This window comes from Stutzerimonas stutzeri, from assembly GCF_024448895.1.
GTDB lineage: Bacteria > Pseudomonadota > Gammaproteobacteria > Pseudomonadales > Pseudomonadaceae > Stutzerimonas > Stutzerimonas stutzeri_Q.
This window is the reverse complement of the sequence record NZ_JAMOIC010000003.1, coordinates 180,143-199,322: the sequence shown is the minus strand read 5'-3', so window position 1 is coordinate 199,322 and position 19,180 is coordinate 180,143. Positions and strand designations below refer to the sequence as shown.

Here is a 19,180-nt window from a genome sequence, read left to right as displayed (position 1 = left end):
TCAGGAGGCGGGCTCGGGATACTCCCGTAGCGCCGCCAGCAAAGCCGCGGTTCCGGCACCACGGCAGTCCACTATTCTTTTGGCGCCCATCTGCGCGGCCATCTCTGCCACACGAGGGCTGGGTACGAACAAGGGTAGCTCAACCATTTCACGCCAATCGGCCGCTGCCAGCTCGCGCAACGACAGCAAACCCTGTCCACTGCTGACCACCAGCGCATTCAGCCGTTCCGAGCGAAGGGTCTTGAAGAGGGTCCCGGAGGGGTAATCGGGAAGATAGCGACGGTACAACTCAAGGCAGTCAACCTGAGCGCCACGGCAGCGAAGCGTTTCGGCAATGTGCTCACGTCCGCCCTCGCCCCGTATGATCAGTACCTTCGGCTCGGGCACTCCGAGCGCCTCAGCAAGTTGCGGCAGCGCCAGCAACGCCTCGCTATCGTCACCTACCGCAGGCCAGCTGACATCAAGACCATGTTGCTGCAGGATCGTACCCGTCGCAGCGCCGACACTGAACCAAGCCTGTTGCTGCGGTGGCTGTGGCCAGTAACGACCAAGCCTTTCCAGTGCCAACCTGGCCGCCGGTTTGCTCACCACCACTACCGCGGCATAACGGTTTAGCTCCAGCAATATCGCGCGTTGCTCGGGCGTTTCGACCAGTGGCTCGATGGCCAGCAACGGCAGGCTGACGCTCTGTATACCGTACTCGGCCAGCATGGCGGCCGTCGTGGCGCATTCCTCAGCGGGACGCGTCAGCAACAGACGCCAATTGCTCACGCCTTGCCAGCCTCGCCATAGATATCTTCAAGAATCTTGCCAGCGCCTTGCTGGAGCAGCTCTTCGGCGATCCGAATGCCCAGCGCTTCGGCTTCGGCTCCGGATGCACGGCCCTCGGCACGCAGCAGCTGAGTGCCATCAGGCTGGCCGACAAGGCCACGCAGCCACAGCTGATCGTCTTCCAGCACTGCATAGCAGGCAATGGGCACCTGGCAGCCACCATTCAGATGACGATTCAGCGCTCGCTCGGCACTGACGCGAAGCGCGGTCTGCGGATCATTCATGCATTGCAGAAGCTGATGCAGCTCGGTATCACCGGTGCGGCATTCGATGCCGACGGCACCCTGCCCGCCAGCGGGCAAGCTGTCTTCGACGCTGATACTGGTGCGAATGCGCTCACCGAAGCCCAGGCGAATCAGACCGGCAGCTGCAAGGATGATGGCGTCGTATTCACCCGCGTCGAGCTTGGCCAGACGGGTGTTCACATTGCCACGCAGAAACTGGATCTTCAGATCAGGGCGACGCGCCAGCAGCTGCGCTTGGCGCCGAAGGCTCGAGGTACCGACTACTGCGCCTGAAGGCAGCGCATCGAAATTCTCGTAGTGATTGGAAACGAAGGCGTCGCGCGGGTCTTCCCGCTCGCAGATGCAATACAGGCCGAGCCCTTCGGGAAACTCCATGGGCACGTCTTTCATCGAATGCACGGCGATGTCCGCTTCGTTCTCCATCAGGGCCGTTTCCAGCTCTTTGACGAACAATCCCTTGCCGCCAATTTTGGCCAACGGCGCGTCGAGCAGCTTGTCGCCGCGACTGACCATCGGCACCAGGCTGACGGTCACTTCGGGATGTGCTGCTTCCAGGCGGGCTTTGACGTATTCAGCCTGCCACAGGGCCAGGGCACTCTTGCGGGTGGCGATGCGAATTTCGCGGGACATGAGCAATTCCAGACAAATGAACTGCCGGCGATGATAACAGGCCGGGCCGCGCGACCGGGTTGGCCCGAATCAAGGAAAGGTCAGATGAAACCAGCCCAGCGCCCGACTCAAGCAGGGCTGGCTGGACAGTTCTCGCTAGAACCTGCCGGGTATCAGAGCGCCTGCATCAGCTTCCGCACACCGGCAACATGACGCCGGCTCACTGTCAGGGGCTCGCCCTCAAGGCCTTTGAGGAACAACTGGAAATGGCCAAGCGGCGTGCGCTGCAAACGCTCGATACGGTCGCGGTAGACCAATGCATTTCGGTGGATACGCACGAACCGCTCGCCGAACTCATCCTCAAGCGCTTTCAAAGGCTCATCCAGCAGGACCTCGCCGCCCTCATGCCGCAGCGTGACGTACTTGTGATCGGCGATGAAGTAGATCACCTGAGGCAGCGGGATCAGCTCGATACCCTTGCGGGTACGAGCGCTGATATGACTGCGTGGCCCGGTACCGGAGACCGCTGCCGGACGGGTAAGCGCAGCGAGCTGAACACGATTGGGGCGCTCGGCTTTCTTCAGCGCCTCGGCCAGATGCTCCGGGCGAACCGGCTTGACCAAGTAACCGACCGCACTGACCTGAAAGGCATCCAGCGCGAATTCATCGTGCGCCGTACAGAAAATCACGGCAGGCGGCGCATCGCGCTCACACAGCTTGGCAGCGACCTGGAGACCATCGAGTCCTGGCATACGGATATCCAGCAACACAACGTCGGGGCGCAGTTCCTCGATCAGGGACAGCGCCTCCTCGCCATTGGAGGCGGAAGGTTCCAGGACACGATAGCCGTCAAGGTCACCTACCAGTCGGCTGAGGCGCTCGCGGGCTAGAGGTTCGTCATCGACAATCAGCACATTCATATAGTTCTGGCTTCCTGCTTCTATGTCGCACACGGATAGCGTAGACAGGTGTAGTGACGGGCATTACGCCGCTTCACGCTGAGACTCGCTGCGGGGCCGAAAAGTGCCGTTAGTCGTGCGTCTATATTGTGCAGTGCCTGCTGAGTCCCCCGAGACGGCTGCGTTTGAGCGGTCTCATCAAAGGGGTTGCTGACCTCCAGTTGAAACACGCCGTCAGCATATTGCGCCGTCACGCTGACCATACCGCCTTCAATACGCGGTTGAATACCGTGAATAAGGGCATTCTCCAGTAACGGCTGCAAGGTCAGCTGAGGGATGGGCAGATCATCTGGAACGCCATTCACCTGCCATTCGACCTGCAGCCGGTCGCCGAGCCGGTAATGTTCGATCGCCAGATAGCGCCGCGACAGCTCCAGCTCCTCTCGCCAGGGCACCAGCGTGCCGGGGCGAGCCAAGCTGGCGCGGAACAGATCAGACAGATCAAGCACTGCTTGCTCGGCTTTGCGCGGATCGGTCACCACCAGGCTTGCAATGCTGTTCAGGCTGTTGAACAGGAAATGCGGGCGAATACGCGCCTGCAGCGACTCGATTCGCGCCTTTAGTTCAGCCTGCTCCTGACGTCGCCACTGGCTCTGCAGGTAGAAATAGCGCAGCAGCAGCCCTGTCATGATCAGGCTGATGAGCGCGTGGCGAAGATAGAGATTGACCTCTCCAACCCGTGTCAGTGGTCCGCCAAGCTGATAGATATCGGCCACTGCCGTGCAGGCCAGCGTCAGCCCGACCACCATCGCGCAACAGGCGAGCCCGGCCAGCCAGGCAGGCAAACGTGCCAGGAGTGGGCGCAACTGACACGTCAGGCCGGCCGACAGCAGCATCACCCATTGCACGAACAGCGATACCAGCGCCAGACGCATCCAGTTGAAACCCGGCTGCATCGGCTCGGCGAGCACCAGTACCAGCACCAGCAATTCGGCCAGCAGAACGAGGCCGAGCAGCGCCTCTGGCTGGCAGAGTTCAGGCACGAAGAAATCATCGACCGGCGCGGCGGGGCGCGCACGTTTGGGGCTTTTAGTTTGCATCACAGCAGTTTCCGCGGGCACTGGCGCTACCGCAAGAAGCATGACGGCAGCCGAGCGGTCAAACCTTCGAATTGCAGCGCAACGCACTGTTCTCTGCCGCCTCGAGGCGCCGGTCAACCCTGCTATCATCCGCGCTTTTCCAGTACCGATTCAGCGAGCGCAAACATGAGCACCGACAAGACCAACCAGTCCTGGGGCGGCCGTTTCAGCGAGCCCGTCGACGCCTTCGTCGCCCGATTCACCGCCTCCGTCGAGTTCGACAAGCGCCTCTACCGCCACGACATCATGGGTTCGATCGCCCATGCGACGATGCTGGAAAAGGCCGGCGTGCTGAACGCCGATGAACGCGACCAGATCATCGCCAATTTGAAAGACATTCAGGGCGAAATCGAAGCCGGCACCTTCGACTGGCGCGTCGATCTGGAAGACGTGCACATGAACATCGAAGCACGCCTGACCGATCGCATCGGCGTGACGGGCAAAAAACTCCACACAGGGCGTTCGCGCAACGATCAGGTCGCGACCGACATCCGTCTGTGGCTACGTGACGAAATCGACCTGATACTCGGTGAAATCACCCGTTTGCAAGAAGGCCTGCTGGGCTTGGCGGAAGCCGAAGCGGACACCATCATGCCCGGTTTCACTCACCTGCAGACCGCGCAGCCGGTAACCTTCGGCCATCACCTGCTGGCCTGGTTCGAGATGCTCAGCCGCGACTACGAGCGTCTAGTGGATTGCCGCAAGCGCACCAACCGCATGCCGCTGGGTTCGGCCGCGCTGGCCGGCACCACCTACCCGATTCAGCGGGAGATCACCTGCGAACTGCTGGGTTTCGAGGCGATCTCCGGCAACTCGCTGGATGGCGTGTCCGATCGAGACTTCGCCATCGAATTCTGTGCCGCCGCCTCGGTGGCCATGATGCACCTGTCGCGCTTCTCCGAAGAGCTGGTGCTCTGGACCAGCGCGCAATTCCAGTTCATCGACCTGCCGGACCGCTTCTGCACCGGTTCCTCGATCATGCCGCAAAAGAAGAACCCGGACGTGCCTGAGCTTGTGCGCGGAAAGACCGGCCGCGTATTCGGCGCGCTCGCAGGGCTCCTGGTGCTGATGAAGGGCCAGCCGCTTGCGTACAACAAGGACAATCAGGAAGACAAAGAGCCGCTGTTCGACGCTGCTGACACCCTGCGTGACAGCCTGCGAGCCTTTGCCGACATGGTTCCAGCGATCAAGCCCAAGCGCGAGATCATGCGTGAAGCGGCGCTACGCGGCTTCTCCACCGCAACGGATCTCGCCGACTATCTGGTGCGCAAGGGTCTGCCCTTCCGCGACTGCCACGAGATCGTCGGCCATGCCGTGAAATACGGTCTGCAGACGGGCAAAGACCTGGCCGAAATGAGTCTTGACGAGCTGCGCCAGTTCAGTGACCAGATCAGCGACGACGTCTTTGCCGTACTCACGCTGGAGGGTTCAGTGAACGCTCGCGACCATATCGGCGGTACGGCGCCGAACCAGGTCCGCGCCGCCGTGCAGCGCGGCCGCGAACTGCTGGTCGTCCGTTAGGCGCTTTTTCGCAGGATCGAGCTCGCTCGCGAGGGCCTTGTACCCAACCCCATCGCGAGTGGGCCCGCCGCCACAAGATTGGAGAATTCAATGTCGCTGCACATTCGCCCCGCCATCCGCGATGACGCCGCGCTGATTCTGCGCTTCATCACCGAATTGGCAATCTACGAGCGCGCCGAACATGAGGTGAAGACCGACGCTGCCGGTATCGAAGCCAGCCTGTTTGCGCAGGACTCCAGCGCCAGCGCGCTGATCTGCGAGCGCAACGGTCAGCCGATCGGCTATGCAGTCTACTTTTTCAACTACTCCACCTGGCTAGGCTGCAACGGGCTTTATCTGGAAGACCTCTATGTCACACCCGAGGCGCGCGGCACAGGCGCGGGCAAGGCGTTGCTCCAGCACCTGGCCCGAATCGCAGTGTCTCGCGGGTGCGGTCGCTTCGAGTGGTCGGTGCTGGACTGGAACGAACCGGCGATCCAGTTCTACGAGTCCCTCGGGGCCAGGCCGCAGGATGAATGGACAACCTATCGCCTGACAGGCGCAGCCCTGCACACGTTAGCCGAGCAACCCTGACCGGTTGGCTGGGACGGAACTCAGGTCAGCGATCATCGACCAAAACAGGGTCACGCACTGATGAAGCGGACCTGATGGCTGATCTAAAAACACTGTTACTCAACCAGGACACGCAGGGCGCCGAAGTCTTCGACTCGCCCAAAGAGCGCCTGAACTTCTACCGCTCTGAAATCCACTTCGAGTCGACGCTTCTGGCCAGCCGCACTAGCGGCTACCTGTCTTCTCAGTCGTTTCTGATAATCGCCTTTGCCTCGTCGATGGCCAACACCAACCCTGATTGGGGAAGCCTGTTCAGGCTCGTGGTACCGACCGTATTGGCGTTGCTCGGGTTGATCACCTCATTGCATGCGATACCAGGCATCAGAGCCAGTTATGACGTCATCGAGCGCTGGCATCGCAAGCAGGCCGACCTTCTGCAGACCGAGGGCAATGTCGGGCTGCTGCCCAACCATGACTCGGCGCTGTTCGGGGAAGGCAACAGCCCGGCTGGCGGACAGCGATACAAGCGCACGCTGATGTTTTCCCTGCGTACCCCCATCATCTTCGGTAGCGTTTGGGCCTTACTCGGAGTGTTCTGCGTCGTCCTGTATTTTTTTGGCTGATCAGAGCCAGTTGCGGAATTTGAACCAGGCGTAGGGGATGATCGCCGAGATAACCATCATCCCCAGCGCCATCGGGTAACCAAGCGACCAGCTGAGCTCAGGCATGCGATCGAAGTTCATGCCGTAGACCGTACCCACCAGGGTTGGGGGCAGGAACAGCACTGCAGCGATGGAAAACACCTTGATGATCGCGTTCTGCTCGATGTTGATCAGCCCCAGAGTGGCATCGAGCAGAAAGGCGATGTCGCCCAACAGACGTGCCTGATGCTCGCCCAGCGAACGGACATCGCGCTCCAGCGCTTTCAACAAACCCTTACCTACGCCTTGCTTGGACTCATTTGCGTGCAGGCGATAAAAGGCGATCAACCGGCTCGAACTGAACAGACTTTCGCCCAGCTGTGACAATAGCGATCGATGCTGACCCAGCTGCTGAATGATCTGCTGCAGATCGGTGCGCTGATCCTTTTGCTTATCGAAAATGCACCGGGACAATGTCTGCAACTGGATCTGAACGTTTTCCAGCACATCAGCGATGCGATCCACCACTGCGTCGGCGAGCCCAAGAAATATCTGGTGGCTGGAGGAAAAGGTCGAGGGCTGGCGGGAGCTTTTCGCCTCGAACTGGCGGAACGCGCTGAGCTCGCTGTAGCGAACCGTCACCAGGCATTGATTGGTGAGCACAAACGTCACTTCAGCATTTTCCGGACGCCGATCCGCGATTCCCATCACCACCGTAGTGGTCATGAATATCGCGCCGTCTTCATCGTAAAAGCGCGACGAATCCTCGATCTCCGCAAGCTCTTCGCGGGTCGGAATATCGAGTCGCAGCGTCGACTCGATGAAGCGCTCCTCTTCCGGCTCAGGAGAAAGGAGGTCGATCCATAGCGCATTGTCGGGAATCGCCTGCAAATTTTCAGCAGGGCGCCGTACAAGGGAGCCGTTTTCAAGACAGTGAAAGGTGATCATTGCTGTAGTCGCGTTCTCGATGGTCCATAGTAGGAATAGAAACCGACCTAAGCGAAGCGTTCAGACGGTCCTTGCCGCGCGGGCTACTTTGCAGGCGCGCTCTTCAACACGCTATCCGGATTTTACTGACTGAGAGTTTGCGACATGAACGACGTTACATCCGACGACGACGAAACCTTTGCGGAAGAAACCCTGATTCAGGCTATCGAAAACCAGCTCGAAGCCGGCGAACCTGCAGCGGCGCAAGCAACGCTGAACAAGCTGACGCTGGTTGGCTACGAGCGTGATGAAATCATCAAGCTGATGGCACTGGTGCTGGCGCGGGAAATCCGCGACATGCTCGCCGAGGACCGCGCATTCGACATCGAGGTGTACGAAACGCAACTGCGCAAGCTGCCGGAACTGGCCGAATAGTCCAAGACAGCAGCATGCCGGCCAACAACATCTACACTTCGCAAACAGGGCTTATCCCACCATCCCGAGGAGCAGACATGTCCTACACCCCAGAACTGGTAGCCGAGCTGGAAATTCTTCGCCTGTTCAACCTTGAAAACAAAACCGAAGGTCTGAAAGTCCACCACGACGCAGATAGTGCAGCCATTGCCGCTGCGAAGCGCCTGCACGCCAAAGGCCTGACGACCCAGCCCGACGGCGGCTATCTGACCGGCCTCGGCCGTGATGCTGCGGAGCATGCTCAGGTGTTGTTGACCATTATGTCGGAGACAGCCTCGGCGTAAGAGCGAGCGACCAGGCCTTTGATCGAGCGAACACGGCTCAAGCGGGTCTGGTCGCAACACTGCTGATCCAGGGGCGCTGCCGACTGCCGTTGCAGTTTTTCCCTGGAGCCCGGACCCGTGTTAACTTTCGCGCTTTCACGATCAACATGTCGGACAACTTCGCTTGCCTGAACGAACCGCCCCATGACGCGCCTACAGGAAATACGGCCCATCCTCGAAGAGGGGATCGATCGCAAGGTGCTCGCTGCGCTACGTGCTCGCTTCCTTACATTGAATACGGCACGCCTGGAACGCACCCGCCTGAGCATGTCGTCTCGTCAGCAGGCCGTCCTCACGCTGCTGCCGCTGCTGTTTCACGTCAATCACCCGATTCTGCCCGGCTACGTATCCAGCGCCACGCCGGCTGGCCTGGCGGGATTCGAGCCTGACGAGGACACGCTTGCAGAGGCCCAGCGCCTGAGCCGTTCGTTTTCCCACAAGCCGACGCGAGGCAAGGCGCACCAACCGATTCTCGGTCTGTTCCTGATGGGCAGCCTGGGGACCGTTGCCCAGGATGATCAGAGCGACCTCGACGTATGGGTCTGCCATGACCCTGACCTGTCGGCGCAGCAGCTTGGCGAGCTGCAACGCAAATGCGACCTGCTGCAAGCATGGGCAGCGACCCAGGGCAGCGAAGCACACTTTTTCCTGATCGATCCGGTGCGCTTCACGCAGGGCGAGCGCGACGCGAAACTGACCTCTGATGATTGCGGCACCACCCAGCATTACCTGCTGCTCGATGAGTTCTACCGAACCGCGATCTGGCTCGGAGGGCGTACGCCGCTCTGGTGGCTGGTGCCCGACTATGAGGAGCATCGCTACAGTGAATACGTGCGGATCCTGCTGGACAAGCGCTTCGTGCGCAGCGACGAAGTTCTGGATTTTGGCAGCCTCGCCCACATCCCGCCTGGCGAGTACCTCGGCGCCGGTCTGTGGCAGCTGTACAAGGCCATCGAGTCACCCTACAAGTCGCTATTCAAGCTTCTGCTGGTTGAGATTTACGCCAGCGAGCATCCCGGCGTGCGCTGCCTCAGCCTGGACTTCAAACAGGCGGTATACGCCAATCGCCTGGAACTGGACGAGCTTGACCCCTACATCGTCGCTTACCGCAGAATCGAGCGTTACCTCACCTTGCGCGCCGACCATGAGCGGCTGGCCTTGCTGCGTCGCTGCCTGTATCTGAAGGTCAACAAACCGCTCAGCCAACCACCCAGTAACCGCACCAAGAGCTGGAAAAGAAGACTCCTCGAGCGCCTCGCGTCAGATTGGAATTGGGACGAGCGCCAATTTGCCCAACTCGATGCGCGCTGCCAGTGGAAGGTCCGCCGCGTGGTGGAAGAGCGGCGAGCACTGGTCAACGAACTGACCTACGGCTACCGGTTTCTCAGCGAGTTCGCCCGCCGCCTGCAGATCATCAGCAGCATCAACGGCCGAGATTTCGGCGTGCTCGGCAGGCGCCTGCACGCGGCAATCGAGCGCAAGGCCGGCAAAATCGAAACGATCAACCTGGGCATTGCCCCGGATCTGGCCGAACACAGCCTGACGCTCGTACAAGGCTACGATGCAGCCGACGATGTGTCCTGGGCGCTGTACGAAGGCAACCTGACGGCCAGGCAGATCACCAATTTCTCTCCCCTTAAACGCTCGCGGGAGCTGGTCCCTCTGCTGGCCTGGTGTCACCGTAACGGCGTGATCGATACAGCAACGCATGTCGCGCTGCATCCTGGGGACAGTGGACTGACCGAGGCCGAGCTGTTCGCCTTGCTTACCGACGTGCGCCAAGCCCTTCCAATGCCGCCTCAAGCAGTTTCGGACGACGCTCTGCTTAGCGCGGCGAACCCAGTGAAAGTACTGCTGCTCCTGAACGTTGGCATTGATCCGCTAAGCCCTGCGCATCCGCTGTCATTCGATGAGCTGTCCGACTCATTGGGGCAAGGCGTCGCGCGGGAAAATCTGGTGCTCAGCATTGATCAGCTCACACTGAACAGCTGGAATGAACTAATCGCTACACGCTACGAGAACCCCGCCCCGCTGGCTGAGTGTCTACGCGATTATCTGCACGTGCTACCAGCCCATGGCGAGCGACCTAGTTTTCAGGTGCGATGTTTCAGCCGTAACGCAGGCATGGCGCTTTCTCGACGGGTCGAAACCGTGTTCATGGATGCCCAGGCAGTGCTCGACGAGCCAGAAGACAGCCGGTATCTGCTTCAGGTCCGCCAGCACTTTCACATGCTCGACCTGATTGCCGGCAACATTCGACACACATCCTTGAGCGATATGGCTGCATTACTGGAGCATCTAGGTGAGGCGCACCAAGAGGTAAGGCCGATCAGGGTAGACCGTAAAACTCTGGAAGGCACCGACCTTTCGCTGATCCTCACCCAGGCCAGACCGCATTGCCTTCAGGTCTTCTATCGCGCCCAGGGCGACATGGCAGAATTGACGGTACTCGACGAATTCAACGCACTCTGGCGCCAGCAGCAACCCTACCGCGACGAGCAAAGCCTGCTGACACCACTGCTGCGCTTTCTCCAGTCAGTGAGCTATCGCAGCAACACGCAACTGCCCTTCGAAGAAAGCCGCCTGGCCGCGATGGATATTCTTTTTTACCGATTATCGGGACTGGCAGCAGAACGCTCGCTGGACATTGAGCGCAGACCTGCACCGCGCGAAGAACCCAGCGACCCGTTCTACGACATACAAGCGATCGTCGAGCCATGCGAACGGGGCCGCTCGCATGTCACTCTGTATTGCAACCATCAGGAGTTTTCGAGCCTGGAATATGGAGCAGAATTGTTCGCGGCGGTTGCGCACTACATTCTTGCGCAGCGACGAGGCGGCGAGCGCTATCCCTGCTACATCACTGATCTCGACCTGTCCGGCCTGCACGGCACGGGGCGCGCTCAGACAGTCCAGCACCTGCGTTACAAGGCGCAGCTAGAAGCGAGCCTCAATCAAGCGTTAAGCGCGCTCTGACGTCCAGCAGCCGGGTTAGGCGGGGGCCTTCAGAGGTGGACGTCGCCGGCCGCTTCCGGCTGGTATTCGACAGCCAGCAGCGTAAGTTTGAGGACCTTGCCTCCAGGCGTCGGCCAATCGATGTGCTGGCCGACCGTCATGCCTAGCAATGCGGTGCCGACCGGCGCCAGAACGGAAACCGTGCCATCTTTTCCTGCGTCTTGTGGGAAGACCAGGGTCAGATGATAGTCCTTGCCGCTCCCCTCTTCGCGACAATGAACACGGGAATTCATGGAAACCACGCCGGCGGGCAATTCGCTGCGCTCGACCACCTGGGCACGAGACAGCTCTTCTTCGAGCGCCTCGGCTGCCGGACCGTAGTCAGCCAGGCCATCGAGCAGACGCTCGAGCCGCTGAAGATCGGGTTGAGTGATGATGATGGGCGGTGCGCTGGTCATGAGGCCGGATGAGCTCCTGAAAAAAGTAGAACAGACAAAAAAACAAAACCCCGCCCGAAGGCGGGGTTTTTAAACCTGAAACCGACCCTATCACAGCTCATTAAATAAGCAAGGGTGCGGGCTTAGCAGCCCCGGCGCAGCGGGCGACACGGCCACTGTCCGGTTTACAGATCCTCGAATTCCACCGACTCACCGCCCTGCTCCTGGGTGACGCGCACCAGCAGTTCGCCGAGACGCTCGTCGTTGGCATCGCAGATCCACAACGAAGCGGACTCGTCGTAATCGAAGTGAAAGCCCCCCGAGCGCGCGGCGACCCATAGTTGGCGCAGCGCCGGCTGACGGCTGAAAATCAGCTGTGTACCGTTTTCGAAACGCACGGTCAGCACGCCGCCCGAGTTTTCCAGATCGACGTCCAGACCGCTGTGATCGAACACGTCTTCGATTTCTTCCTGTACGGCATCGACCAGATCGTGAAAGCGCGCTTCGCTCAGACTCATGAATCATTTCCTCGGTACGGTGATGCGGCGGCGCTGGGCCGCCCGATGATGGCGGCGAGCTTAGCAGGCGATCGCCGCGTCTAGCGAGCGGCACACCGATGGAGTGCATGCCCGCCCTGCCGGCGAGCGCGGCCACATAGGCAATCCGGTGGGTGCTGGGTATACTCCGGCCCATCGATTTTTCTAGGATTGCACCCCAATGAAGCGTCTGCTGCTTCCACTCATTGCACTTGCGGTTCTTGCTTCCGCGCTCGCTGGCTGTGGCCAGAAAGGCCCGCTCTATCTTCCGGACGACGAGGCTACCGCCAAAGAACGTTCCAAAGACCGATTCGAACTGTAAGGAGGCATTCCATGGAGGCCTTCTCGTACCGCGACGGTCAACTCTTCGCGGAGGGCGTGGCGCTGCCCGCTCTCGCGCAACGCTTCGGCACCCCGACCTACGTTTATTCCCGGGCACACATCGAGGCTCAGTACCGTGCCTACGCAGATGCATTGAAAGGCATGCCCCATCTGGTCTGCTTTGCCGTCAAGGCGAATTCGAACCTCGGTGTTTTGAACGTGCTGGCCCGCCTGGGGGCAGGTTTCGATATCGTTTCGCGCGGTGAGCTGGAGCGGGTCCTGGCAGCCGGCGGGCAGCCGGATCGCATTGTGTTCTCAGGCGTTGGCAAGACGCGTGATGACATGCGTCGCGCGTTGGAGGTTGGCGTTCACTGTTTCAACGTCGAATCCACCGAAGAGCTTGAGCGGCTGCAGCAAGTCGCTGCCGAACTTGGCGCCGTTGCGCCGGTGTCGCTGCGGGTCAATCCGGATGTCGATGCCGGTACCCACCCGTACATTTCTACCGGCCTCAAGGAAAACAAGTTCGGCATCGCTATCGCCGATGCTGAAGCGGTCTATGCCCGAGCCCATGAGCTGAATAATCTCGAAGTGGTTGGCGTGGATTGCCACATTGGCTCGCAGCTCACCACGCTGCCTCCCTTTCTCGATGCCCTTGATCGGCTGCTGGCGCTGATTGACCGCCTCGCCGTGCGCGGTATTCGAATTCGTCATCTCGATCTCGGTGGCGGGCTTGGTGTGCGCTATCGCGAAGAGCAGCCGCCGCTGGCCGGTGACTACATCAAGGCCGTACGCAAGCGCATCGACGGGCGCGATCTGGCACTGGTATTCGAGCCGGGGCGCTCCATCGTCGCCAATGCCGGCCTGCTGCTGACCCGCGTGGAATACCTGAAACACACCGAACACAAGGACTTCGCCATCGTCGATGCAGCAATGAACGACCTGATCCGTCCGGCCCTGTATCAGGCCTGGATGGACGTCGTGCCGGTGCAGCCACGCGAAGGCGAAGTACGTCATTACGATATCGTCGGTCCAATCTGCGAAACCGGCGATTTTCTCGCCAAGGACCGGCCGCTGTCGCTCGCCGAAGGCGACCTGCTGGCCGTTCGTTCGGCGGGTGCCTATGGCTTCGTCATGAGTTCGAACTACAACACCCGTGGCCGTGCAGCCGAGGTGCTGGTCGACGGCGACGAAGCCTACGAAGTGCGCCGCCGCGAAAGCGTGCAGGAGCTATATGCAGGCGAAAGCCTGCTGCCTGCCTGAGGCCACGACGATGCTTTTGCGTTTTACCAAGATGCACGGCCTGGGCAACGATTTCATGGTCATCGACCTGATCAGCCAGCACGCGCACATCCAGCCCAAGCACGCCAGGCAATGGGGTGACCGGCACACTGGCATCGGCTTCGATCAGCTGCTGCTGGTAGAGCCGCCGCACAACCCCGACGTCGACTTCCGCTATCGCATCTTCAATTCCGACGGTTCGGAAGTGGAGCAATGCGGTAACGGTGCGCGTTGCTTCGCCCGTTTCGTGCTGGACAAACGCCTGACCATGAAGCGGCAGATTCGCGTTGAAACCAAAGGCGGCATCATCGAGCTGAGCGTGCGACCCGACGGGCAGATCAGCGTCGACATGGGCCCGCCTCGCCTGACCCCGACGGAGATTCCCTTCCAGGTCGACCAACAAGCCTTGAGTTACCCACTAGAGGTAGATGGTCAGCAGCTGGAGATCGCCGCCGTGTCCATGGGCAATCCCCATTCGGTGCTACGTGTCGAGGATGTCGATACCGCTCCGGTGCACCAGTTGGGCCCGAAGATCGAACACCATCCGCGCTTTCCGCAGCGGGTCAATGCCGGCTTCATTCAGGTGATCGACCGCAACCTCGCCAAGCTGCGTGTATGGGAGCGCGGCGCAGGCGAAACCCAGGCTTGCGGTACCGGTGCCTGCGCTGCAGCCGTAGCAGCCATCAGTCAGGGCTGGATGGATTCGCCCGTACAGCTCGACCTGCCGGGTGGCCGTCTGTCCATTGAATGGGCAGGCGAGGGACAGCCCGTTATCATGACCGGCCCCGCCGTTCGCGTATTCGAAGGACAGGTTCGCCTATGACCGAGCAAAATCAGGACAAGCCGCAACTGCCCGACTCCGAAGCCGTCGCGGCCTACCTGCGAGCGCACCCGGAATTCTTCGTCGACCATGACGAGCTGATTCCCGAGCTGCGCATCCCGCATCAGCCAGGCAGTGCCGTGTCGCTGGTGGAACGGCAGGTGAAACTCCTCCGCGAACGCAACATCGAGATGCGTCATCGTCTGTCCCAACTGATGGATGTCGCCCGCGACAACGACCGCCTGTTCGACAAGACCCGCCGCCTGGTGCTCGACCTGCTCGACGCCAACAGCCTTGAAGAGGTCATCGGTGCAGTGGACGAGAGCCTGCGTCACGAGTTCCAGGTGCCGTTCGTAAGCCTGATCCTTTTCAGTGACACGCCGCTACCGGTCGGGCGCAGCGTGACCAGCGCCGAAGCGCAGCAAGCAATCGGCGGGCTGCTTGGCAGCGGCAAAACCATATGCGGCGTGCTACGTCCACACGAGCTGGCGTTTCTCTTCGGTGAAGAGGAAAGCAGCGCAATCGGCTCGGCCGCCGTCGTCGCACTGAGTCAGCAACAAGGCATCCTGGCAATTGGGAGCCAGGACCCGCAACACTACAAGAGCTCGCTGGGTACCTTGTTCCTGGGCTATATCGCTGAAGTGCTGACACGGGTATTGCCCAGTTACTCGACGCCGTTGCGCTCGGTGCGCTAGCAGCGTTCTCGCTTGCAAGCTCGTCCGGGCAGAGCCAGCGGCTAGTCTTATTTTGCCTCAGCCCCAGCGTTTCCTAGCGCCGTTGCGAACGAAGGGACCTGCCCAATGCGATCAGAAGTCGATGCCTACCTGAGCCATCTTCGCAATGAGCGACAGATGTCGACCCACACCCTGGACGCCTATTGGCGTGACCTCGGCAAGGTCATGGCCTTTTGTGAAAAGCATCAGCTTGCCTCCTGGACTTCTCTGAAGAGCGCTCAGGTTCGTCAACTGATTGCCGAGCAACATCGGCAAGGGAAATCCAGTCGCAGCCTTGCGCGCTTGCTGTCTTCGCTGCGCGGGCTCTACCACTACCTCAATCAGGAAGGTTGCTGTGATCACGATCCGGCGGCCGGGATATCCGCGCCCAAGGGCGAGAAGCGCCTGCCTCGGCTGCTTGATACGGACCGCGCCATGCAGCTGCTCGATGGTGGAGTGGAGGATGATTTTATCGGTCATCGCGACCAGGCCATGCTCGAGTTGTTCTACTCCTCGGGGCTGCGCCTGGCAGAGTTGGTGGGCCTCAATCTGGACCAGCTCGACCTGTCAGCCGGTCTGGTTCATGTCCATGGCAAGGGCAATAAAGACCGTGTACTTCCCGTTGGCCGTAAAGCACGTGAAGCCCTGGACGCCTGGTTACCCGTTCGCGCCTTGAGCAATCCGTTGGACGGAGCGGTTTTCGTCAGTCAAAAAGGCAGGCGCCTCGGCGCCCGTGCCGTTCAAATGCGTGTCCGCGAGGCGGGCGTGCGAGAGCTTGGCCAGCATCTGCACCCGCACATGCTCAGGCACAGCTTCGCCAGCCATATGCTCGAGTCCTCCCAGGACCTACGCTCGGTGCAGGAGCTGCTCGGTCACGCCGACATCGGTACCACGCAGATCTATACCCATCTGGACTTTCAGCACCTGGCCAAGGTCTATGACCAGGCGCACCCGCGCGCCAAACGCAAGCAGAGCAGTGAGCACGAACAATGAGCATCCGGCTGATCACCTTTGACCTGGACGACACCCTGTGGGACGTCGGCCCGGTCATCCATAGTGCCGAAATCAAACTGCGCGACTGGCTCGGCCAGCATGCGCCACGGCTGGGAGAATTCCCGGTCGATTCGCTGGCCGCCATCCGCAGAATGCTGATCGAAGCTGATCCGGACCTCAAACACCGCATTAGCGAGTTGCGTCGGCGTATCCTCTTTCATGCGCTGCACGACGCGGGCTACGGCGAGGCGGAGGCGCGAGATATCGCTGCAGAGGCCTTCGAGGTCTTTCTCGAAGCCCGGCACGCCATCGAACTCTTCCCTGATGTGCATCCGACGCTGGAACGGCTGGCCAATGAGTACACGCTCGGCGTGCTGACCAACGGTAATGCAGACGTTGGCCGATTGGGACTCGCGGACTACTTCCGTTTCAGCCTGTGCGCCGAGGAACTGGGCGTCGGGAAGCCAGACCCTCACCCCTTTCGCGAAGCGCTCAAACGCGGCGGCGTCGAAGCGGCTCATGCGGTGCACATCGGCGACCACCCCTGTGATGATATTGGCGGCGCTCAACGCGCCGGCATGCGCGCGATCTGGTTCAACCCCGGCGGCACTGCCTGGCAGCACGACGGCCGTCCCGATGCAGAAATCGGCAGCCTCGCCGAGCTGCCTCCGCTCCTCCAGCGCTGGCGCTAAGGCAACGACAGGGAAGACCGGCCATAAAAAAACCGCTACTAGCGGTTTTTTTATCGCTGGCAAAGCGACTCAGATGGGTCGACTGCCGTACTTGCTGTCCGGCTTCTTGGGCGGGTCGGCTACCACGTTCGGTTCGACTTCCTGCACGCGTCCTCCGCGGGCAAGGAACTCCTCCATGGCACGAGCGAGCTCGTCGCGCTCCTTCTGCTTGGCTTCGAGGCTGGGCAGCTCCTCGACGACAACCGCCTTGGCCTTGGCCTTTTTGCTGGTCGGGGCCGCCCGGTCGCTGTCAGTACCCTCTTCGTCGGCGCTGTTGTCTGCATCGCCGTCATCGGCAGCAGGCAGTTCTTCGCCGTCTTCCTCGTCGTTAACGTCCAGATCGTCTTGTTCTAATTCTTCGTCGCTCATGTTCAACCTCGTACCATGCCAAAGCGGAAGTTATAGCCCAGCGATGTGCTTTGTTCGCCATCGCCAAAAAAAATTCAACTTGCCATCCCGTGCAATGTCGCCAGCACTTGTCTGGGCCCACCCTGATCGCGGTGTTCCCCCAGATAGACGCCTTGCCACGTCCCCAATGCCAGCCGCCCCTCGCTGATCGGGAGGCTTACCTGGCAGCCCAACAGGCTCGCCTTGAAGTGCGCTGGAAGATCGTCCGGCCCTTCATAATCATGCTCGTATCCACCCTGACCCTGTGGCACCAAGCGGTTGAAGAACCGCTCGAAATCGCGCCTGACCGCACCGTCGGCATTTTCATTGATGGTGAGCGAGGCGGATGTATGGCGCAGCCACAGGTGTAACAGACCGGTCTGGCATTGTTGCAGTTCCGGCAATTGCGCCAGCAGCTCGTCGGTAATCAGGTGAAAACCCCGCGGTCGCGGCTGCAGTGTAATGATCGTCTGTCGCCACATCGTCGAGCGCCTCTGGCTCACCGGAACGCAGCGCATTCTAGCGCGGCGCCAGAAAAAACAAAGGGCGCCCGAAGGCGCCCTTGTCGACAGCTGACGAATCAACGCTTGTTGGTGAACTCCGGGTAGGCTTCGAGGCCGCATTCGACGACGTCGACGCCCTCGTATTCTTCCTCTTCGCTGACGCGCAGCCCCATGACTGCCTTGATGATGCTCCAGACGATCAGGCTGGCGATAAATACCCAGGCGAAGATCGAAACCAGGCCCAGCAGCTGAGCGCCGAAGGATGCATCGGCGTTGGTCAGCGGCACGGCCAGCAGGCCCCACATGCCGACGACACCGTGTACCGAGATGGCACCGACCGGATCATCCAGCTTCAGCTTGTCGAGCCCAAGGATGCTGAACACAACCAGCACACCACCCACACCGCCGATCAGGACCGACTGCAGCGCGCTTGGGGTGAGCGGCTCAGCTGTGATGGCAACCAGACCCGCCAGCGCGCCGTTGAGCACCATGGTCAGGTCGGACTTGCCGAACAGCAGACGGGCGGTGATCAGCGCAGCGACCAGGCCACCGGCGGCGGCCATGTTGGTGTTGGTGAAGACCTGCGCGACGGCGTTTGCGTCTTCGATGGTGCTCATCTTCAGCTGCGAACCACCGTTGAAGCCGAACCAGCCCATCCACAGGATGAAAGCGCCCAGGGTCGCCAGTGGAAGGTTGGCACCGGGAATCGCATTGATCTGACCGTTGGGGCCATATTTACCCCGACGCGGACCAAGCAGCAGCACACCAGCCAGGGCAGCCGAAGCGCCGGCCATGTGCACCAGACCTGACCCTGCGAAATCCAGGAATCCGGCCGCGTCGAGGAACCCGCCGCCCCACTTCCAGAAACCTTGCACCGGATAGATCACACCGGTCATCACCACTGCGAAGGCGATAAAGGCCCAGAGCTTCATCCGCTCGGCCACCGCACCGGATACCACCGACATGCAGGTTGCCGCAAAGACCACCTGGAAGAAGAAGTCGGCGCGGGTCGAGTAGTAAGGCGCGTCCTCACCGCCGGCTGCCACGACATCGACAGCGTTCTCGTCACCGATCAGAAAACCCAGGCTCGGCAGAATGCCGCCGTCCGGGCTGGAGTACATGATGTAGTAGCCGATCAGCAGGTACATGATCGAAGCCACTGCATAGAGCACGATGTTCTTGGTGAGGATCTCGGCTGTGTTCTTGGCACGAACCAGACCGGCTTCGAGCATGGAGAAACCGGCCGCCATCCACATCACCAGCGCGCCGCAGATGAGGAAGTAGAAGGTGTCGAGTCCGTACTGGACGGGTATCAGTGCTGTGCTATCCATTGTTTATCACCTTT

At 60.6% G+C, this 19,180-nt stretch carries 21 protein-coding genes and 1 pseudogene; 12 read left to right on the top strand and 10 right to left on the bottom strand.

Features of this window, described 5'->3' with window-relative positions; genetic code table 11:
• From NA619_RS04960 to NA619_RS04945, 4 genes are all read right to left on the bottom strand, one after another.
• A complete protein-coding gene (locus tag NA619_RS04960) occupies window positions 1–771 on the bottom strand; it encodes a uroporphyrinogen-III synthase (protein WP_255960560.1) in 771 nt (256 codons plus the stop codon).
• Window positions 768–1,706 (bottom strand): hydroxymethylbilane synthase, encoded by a 939-nt coding sequence (hemC, locus tag NA619_RS04955; RefSeq protein WP_255960558.1) that lies wholly within the window; start codon window positions 1,704–1,706, stop codon window positions 768–770. The genes NA619_RS04960 and hemC overlap by 4 nt, the downstream gene beginning before the upstream one ends.
• Before the next feature lie 152 nt (window positions 1,707–1,858).
• Window positions 1,859–2,605 carry a LytR/AlgR family response regulator transcription factor gene (locus tag NA619_RS04950; protein WP_122167074.1) on the bottom strand — a complete coding sequence of 249 codons (747 nt, stop codon included), beginning with the start codon at window positions 2,603–2,605 and terminating at the stop codon, window positions 1,859–1,861.
• A 20-nt stretch (window positions 2,606–2,625) separates the two neighbouring features.
• Window positions 2,626–3,684 (bottom strand): sensor histidine kinase, encoded by a 1,059-nt coding sequence (locus NA619_RS04945; protein WP_255960555.1) that lies wholly within the window; start codon window positions 3,682–3,684, stop codon window positions 2,626–2,628.
• A 165-nt stretch (window positions 3,685–3,849) separates the two neighbouring features.
• Between NA619_RS04945 and argH the strand changes: the two genes are divergently transcribed.
• The 3 genes from argH to NA619_RS04930 all read left to right on the top strand — a co-directional run bounded on the left by argH (window position 3,850) and on the right by NA619_RS04930 (window position 6,419).
• On the top strand, window positions 3,850–5,244 hold the full coding sequence (argH, locus tag NA619_RS04940) for an argininosuccinate lyase (protein WP_255960552.1): 1,395 nt from the start codon (window positions 3,850–3,852) through the stop codon (window positions 5,242–5,244).
• 90 nt (window positions 5,245–5,334) lie between these two features.
• Window positions 5,335–5,817 (top strand): GNAT family N-acetyltransferase, encoded by a 483-nt coding sequence (locus NA619_RS04935; protein WP_255960549.1) that lies wholly within the window; start codon window positions 5,335–5,337, stop codon window positions 5,815–5,817.
• Between the two features lie 74 nt (window positions 5,818–5,891).
• A complete protein-coding gene (locus NA619_RS04930; RefSeq protein WP_255960546.1) occupies window positions 5,892–6,419 on the top strand; it encodes a hypothetical protein in 528 nt (175 codons plus the stop codon).
• Here NA619_RS04930 and NA619_RS04925 read toward each other — a convergent pair whose 3' ends face one another.
• Window positions 6,420–7,385, bottom strand: coding sequence for a magnesium transporter CorA family protein (locus tag NA619_RS04925; protein ID WP_255960543.1), 966 nt, complete (start codon window positions 7,383–7,385; stop codon window positions 6,420–6,422).
• A gap of 156 nt (window positions 7,386–7,541) precedes the next feature.
• Between NA619_RS04925 and NA619_RS04920 the strand changes: the two are divergent.
• The 3 genes and pseudogenes from NA619_RS04920 to NA619_RS04910 form a co-directional block, all read left to right on the top strand.
• Window positions 7,542–7,799, top strand: a pseudogene (locus NA619_RS04920) (hypothetical protein); the annotation flags it as partial.
• A 77-nt stretch (window positions 7,800–7,876) separates the two neighbouring features.
• Window positions 7,877–8,122 (top strand): TIGR02647 family protein, encoded by a 246-nt coding sequence (locus tag NA619_RS04915; protein ID WP_255960537.1) that lies wholly within the window; start codon window positions 7,877–7,879, stop codon window positions 8,120–8,122.
• A gap of 183 nt (window positions 8,123–8,305) precedes the next feature.
• A complete protein-coding gene (locus tag NA619_RS04910) occupies window positions 8,306–11,137 on the top strand; it encodes a class I adenylate cyclase (protein ID WP_255960534.1) in 2,832 nt (943 codons plus the stop codon).
• Between the two features lie 29 nt (window positions 11,138–11,166).
• Here NA619_RS04910 and rnk read toward each other — a convergent pair whose 3' ends face one another.
• Together rnk and cyaY are read right to left on the bottom strand one after the other, a co-directional pair.
• The gene (gene rnk / locus NA619_RS04905) at window positions 11,167–11,574 is read right to left on the bottom strand and encodes a nucleoside diphosphate kinase regulator (RefSeq protein ID WP_255960531.1); all 408 of its coding nucleotides are present in this window, start codon (window positions 11,572–11,574) and stop codon (window positions 11,167–11,169) included.
• 164 nt (window positions 11,575–11,738) lie between these two features.
• Window positions 11,739–12,071, bottom strand: coding sequence for an iron donor protein CyaY (cyaY, locus tag NA619_RS04900; RefSeq protein WP_255960528.1), 333 nt, complete (start codon window positions 12,069–12,071; stop codon window positions 11,739–11,741).
• Window positions 12,072–12,270: 199 nt separating this feature from the next.
• Here cyaY and lptM point away from each other — a divergent pair, with 199 nt between their 5' ends.
• The 6 genes from lptM (at window position 12,271) to NA619_RS04870 (ending at window position 16,906) form a co-directional block, all read left to right on the top strand.
• A complete protein-coding gene (gene lptM, locus NA619_RS04895; RefSeq protein WP_122167096.1) occupies window positions 12,271–12,411 on the top strand; it encodes an LPS translocon maturation chaperone LptM in 141 nt (46 codons plus the stop codon).
• A gap of 11 nt (window positions 12,412–12,422) precedes the next feature.
• Window positions 12,423–13,670 (top strand): diaminopimelate decarboxylase, encoded by a 1,248-nt coding sequence (gene lysA / locus NA619_RS04890; protein ID WP_255960525.1) that lies wholly within the window; start codon window positions 12,423–12,425, stop codon window positions 13,668–13,670.
• Between the two features lie 10 nt (window positions 13,671–13,680).
• Window positions 13,681–14,511 (top strand): diaminopimelate epimerase, encoded by an 831-nt coding sequence (gene dapF / locus NA619_RS04885; protein WP_255960522.1) that lies wholly within the window; start codon window positions 13,681–13,683, stop codon window positions 14,509–14,511.
• The gene (locus NA619_RS04880) at window positions 14,508–15,203 is read left to right on the top strand and encodes a DUF484 family protein (RefSeq protein ID WP_255960519.1); all 696 of its coding nucleotides are present in this window, start codon (window positions 14,508–14,510) and stop codon (window positions 15,201–15,203) included. Before dapF ends, NA619_RS04880 begins: the two co-directional genes overlap by 4 nt.
• A gap of 105 nt (window positions 15,204–15,308) precedes the next feature.
• Window positions 15,309–16,214, top strand: coding sequence for a tyrosine recombinase XerC (gene xerC / locus NA619_RS04875; protein ID WP_255960516.1), 906 nt, complete (start codon window positions 15,309–15,311; stop codon window positions 16,212–16,214).
• Window positions 16,211–16,906, top strand: coding sequence for an HAD family hydrolase (locus tag NA619_RS04870; RefSeq protein ID WP_255960513.1), 696 nt, complete (start codon window positions 16,211–16,213; stop codon window positions 16,904–16,906). Before xerC ends, NA619_RS04870 begins: the two co-directional genes overlap by 4 nt.
• 69 nt (window positions 16,907–16,975) lie before the next feature.
• Here the strand turns inward: NA619_RS04870 and sutA are convergent, their stop codons facing one another.
• From sutA to NA619_RS04855, 3 genes are all read right to left on the bottom strand, one after another.
• Window positions 16,976–17,314, bottom strand: coding sequence for a transcriptional regulator SutA (sutA, locus tag NA619_RS04865; protein ID WP_255960510.1), 339 nt, complete (start codon window positions 17,312–17,314; stop codon window positions 16,976–16,978).
• A gap of 74 nt (window positions 17,315–17,388) precedes the next feature.
• A complete protein-coding gene (locus NA619_RS04860) occupies window positions 17,389–17,814 on the bottom strand; it encodes a secondary thiamine-phosphate synthase enzyme YjbQ (protein ID WP_255960509.1) in 426 nt (141 codons plus the stop codon).
• 98 nt (window positions 17,815–17,912) lie between these two features.
• Entirely contained in the window at window positions 17,913–19,166 is a 1,254-nt protein-coding gene (locus NA619_RS04855; protein ID WP_255960507.1) for an ammonium transporter, read from the bottom strand.
• Window positions 19,167–19,180: the final 14 nt, after the last annotated feature.

What these genes read in the sequence shown, in the direction of transcription:
- hemC (WP_255960558.1), bottom strand. Translation starts at nt 1,706, where the DNA reads ATGTCCCGCGAAATTCGCATCGCCACCCGCAAGAGTGCCCTGGCCCTG.
- NA619_RS04950 (WP_122167074.1), bottom strand. Translation starts at nt 2,605, where the DNA reads ATGAATGTGCTGATTGTCGATGACGAACCTCTAGCCCGCGAGCGCCTC.
- NA619_RS04945 (WP_255960555.1), bottom strand. Translation starts at nt 3,684, where the DNA reads ATGCAAACTAAAAGCCCCAAACGTGCGCGCCCCGCCGCGCCGGTCGAT.
- argH (WP_255960552.1), top strand. Translation starts at nt 3,850, where the DNA reads ATGAGCACCGACAAGACCAACCAGTCCTGGGGCGGCCGTTTCAGCGAG.
- NA619_RS04935 (WP_255960549.1), top strand. Translation starts at nt 5,335, where the DNA reads ATGTCGCTGCACATTCGCCCCGCCATCCGCGATGACGCCGCGCTGATT.
- NA619_RS04930 (WP_255960546.1), top strand. Translation starts at nt 5,892, where the DNA reads ATGGCTGATCTAAAAACACTGTTACTCAACCAGGACACGCAGGGCGCC.
- NA619_RS04925 (WP_255960543.1), bottom strand. Translation starts at nt 7,385, where the DNA reads ATGATCACCTTTCACTGTCTTGAAAACGGCTCCCTTGTACGGCGCCCT.
- NA619_RS04915 (WP_255960537.1), top strand. Translation starts at nt 7,877, where the DNA reads ATGTCCTACACCCCAGAACTGGTAGCCGAGCTGGAAATTCTTCGCCTG.
- NA619_RS04910 (WP_255960534.1), top strand. Translation starts at nt 8,306, where the DNA reads ATGACGCGCCTACAGGAAATACGGCCCATCCTCGAAGAGGGGATCGAT.
- rnk (WP_255960531.1), bottom strand. Translation starts at nt 11,574, where the DNA reads ATGACCAGCGCACCGCCCATCATCATCACTCAACCCGATCTTCAGCGG.
- cyaY (WP_255960528.1), bottom strand. Translation starts at nt 12,071, where the DNA reads ATGAGTCTGAGCGAAGCGCGCTTTCACGATCTGGTCGATGCCGTACAG.
- lptM (WP_122167096.1), top strand. Translation starts at nt 12,271, where the DNA reads ATGAAGCGTCTGCTGCTTCCACTCATTGCACTTGCGGTTCTTGCTTCC.
- lysA (WP_255960525.1), top strand. Translation starts at nt 12,423, where the DNA reads ATGGAGGCCTTCTCGTACCGCGACGGTCAACTCTTCGCGGAGGGCGTG.
- dapF (WP_255960522.1), top strand. Translation starts at nt 13,681, where the DNA reads ATGCTTTTGCGTTTTACCAAGATGCACGGCCTGGGCAACGATTTCATG.
- NA619_RS04880 (WP_255960519.1), top strand. Translation starts at nt 14,508, where the DNA reads ATGACCGAGCAAAATCAGGACAAGCCGCAACTGCCCGACTCCGAAGCC.
- xerC (WP_255960516.1), top strand. Translation starts at nt 15,309, where the DNA reads ATGCGATCAGAAGTCGATGCCTACCTGAGCCATCTTCGCAATGAGCGA.
- NA619_RS04870 (WP_255960513.1), top strand. Translation starts at nt 16,211, where the DNA reads ATGAGCATCCGGCTGATCACCTTTGACCTGGACGACACCCTGTGGGAC.
- sutA (WP_255960510.1), bottom strand. Translation starts at nt 17,314, where the DNA reads ATGAGCGACGAAGAATTAGAACAAGACGATCTGGACGTTAACGACGAG.
- NA619_RS04860 (WP_255960509.1), bottom strand. Translation starts at nt 17,814, where the DNA reads ATGTGGCGACAGACGATCATTACACTGCAGCCGCGACCGCGGGGTTTT.
- NA619_RS04855 (WP_255960507.1), bottom strand. Translation starts at nt 19,166, where the DNA reads ATGGATAGCACAGCACTGATACCCGTCCAGTACGGACTCGACACCTTC.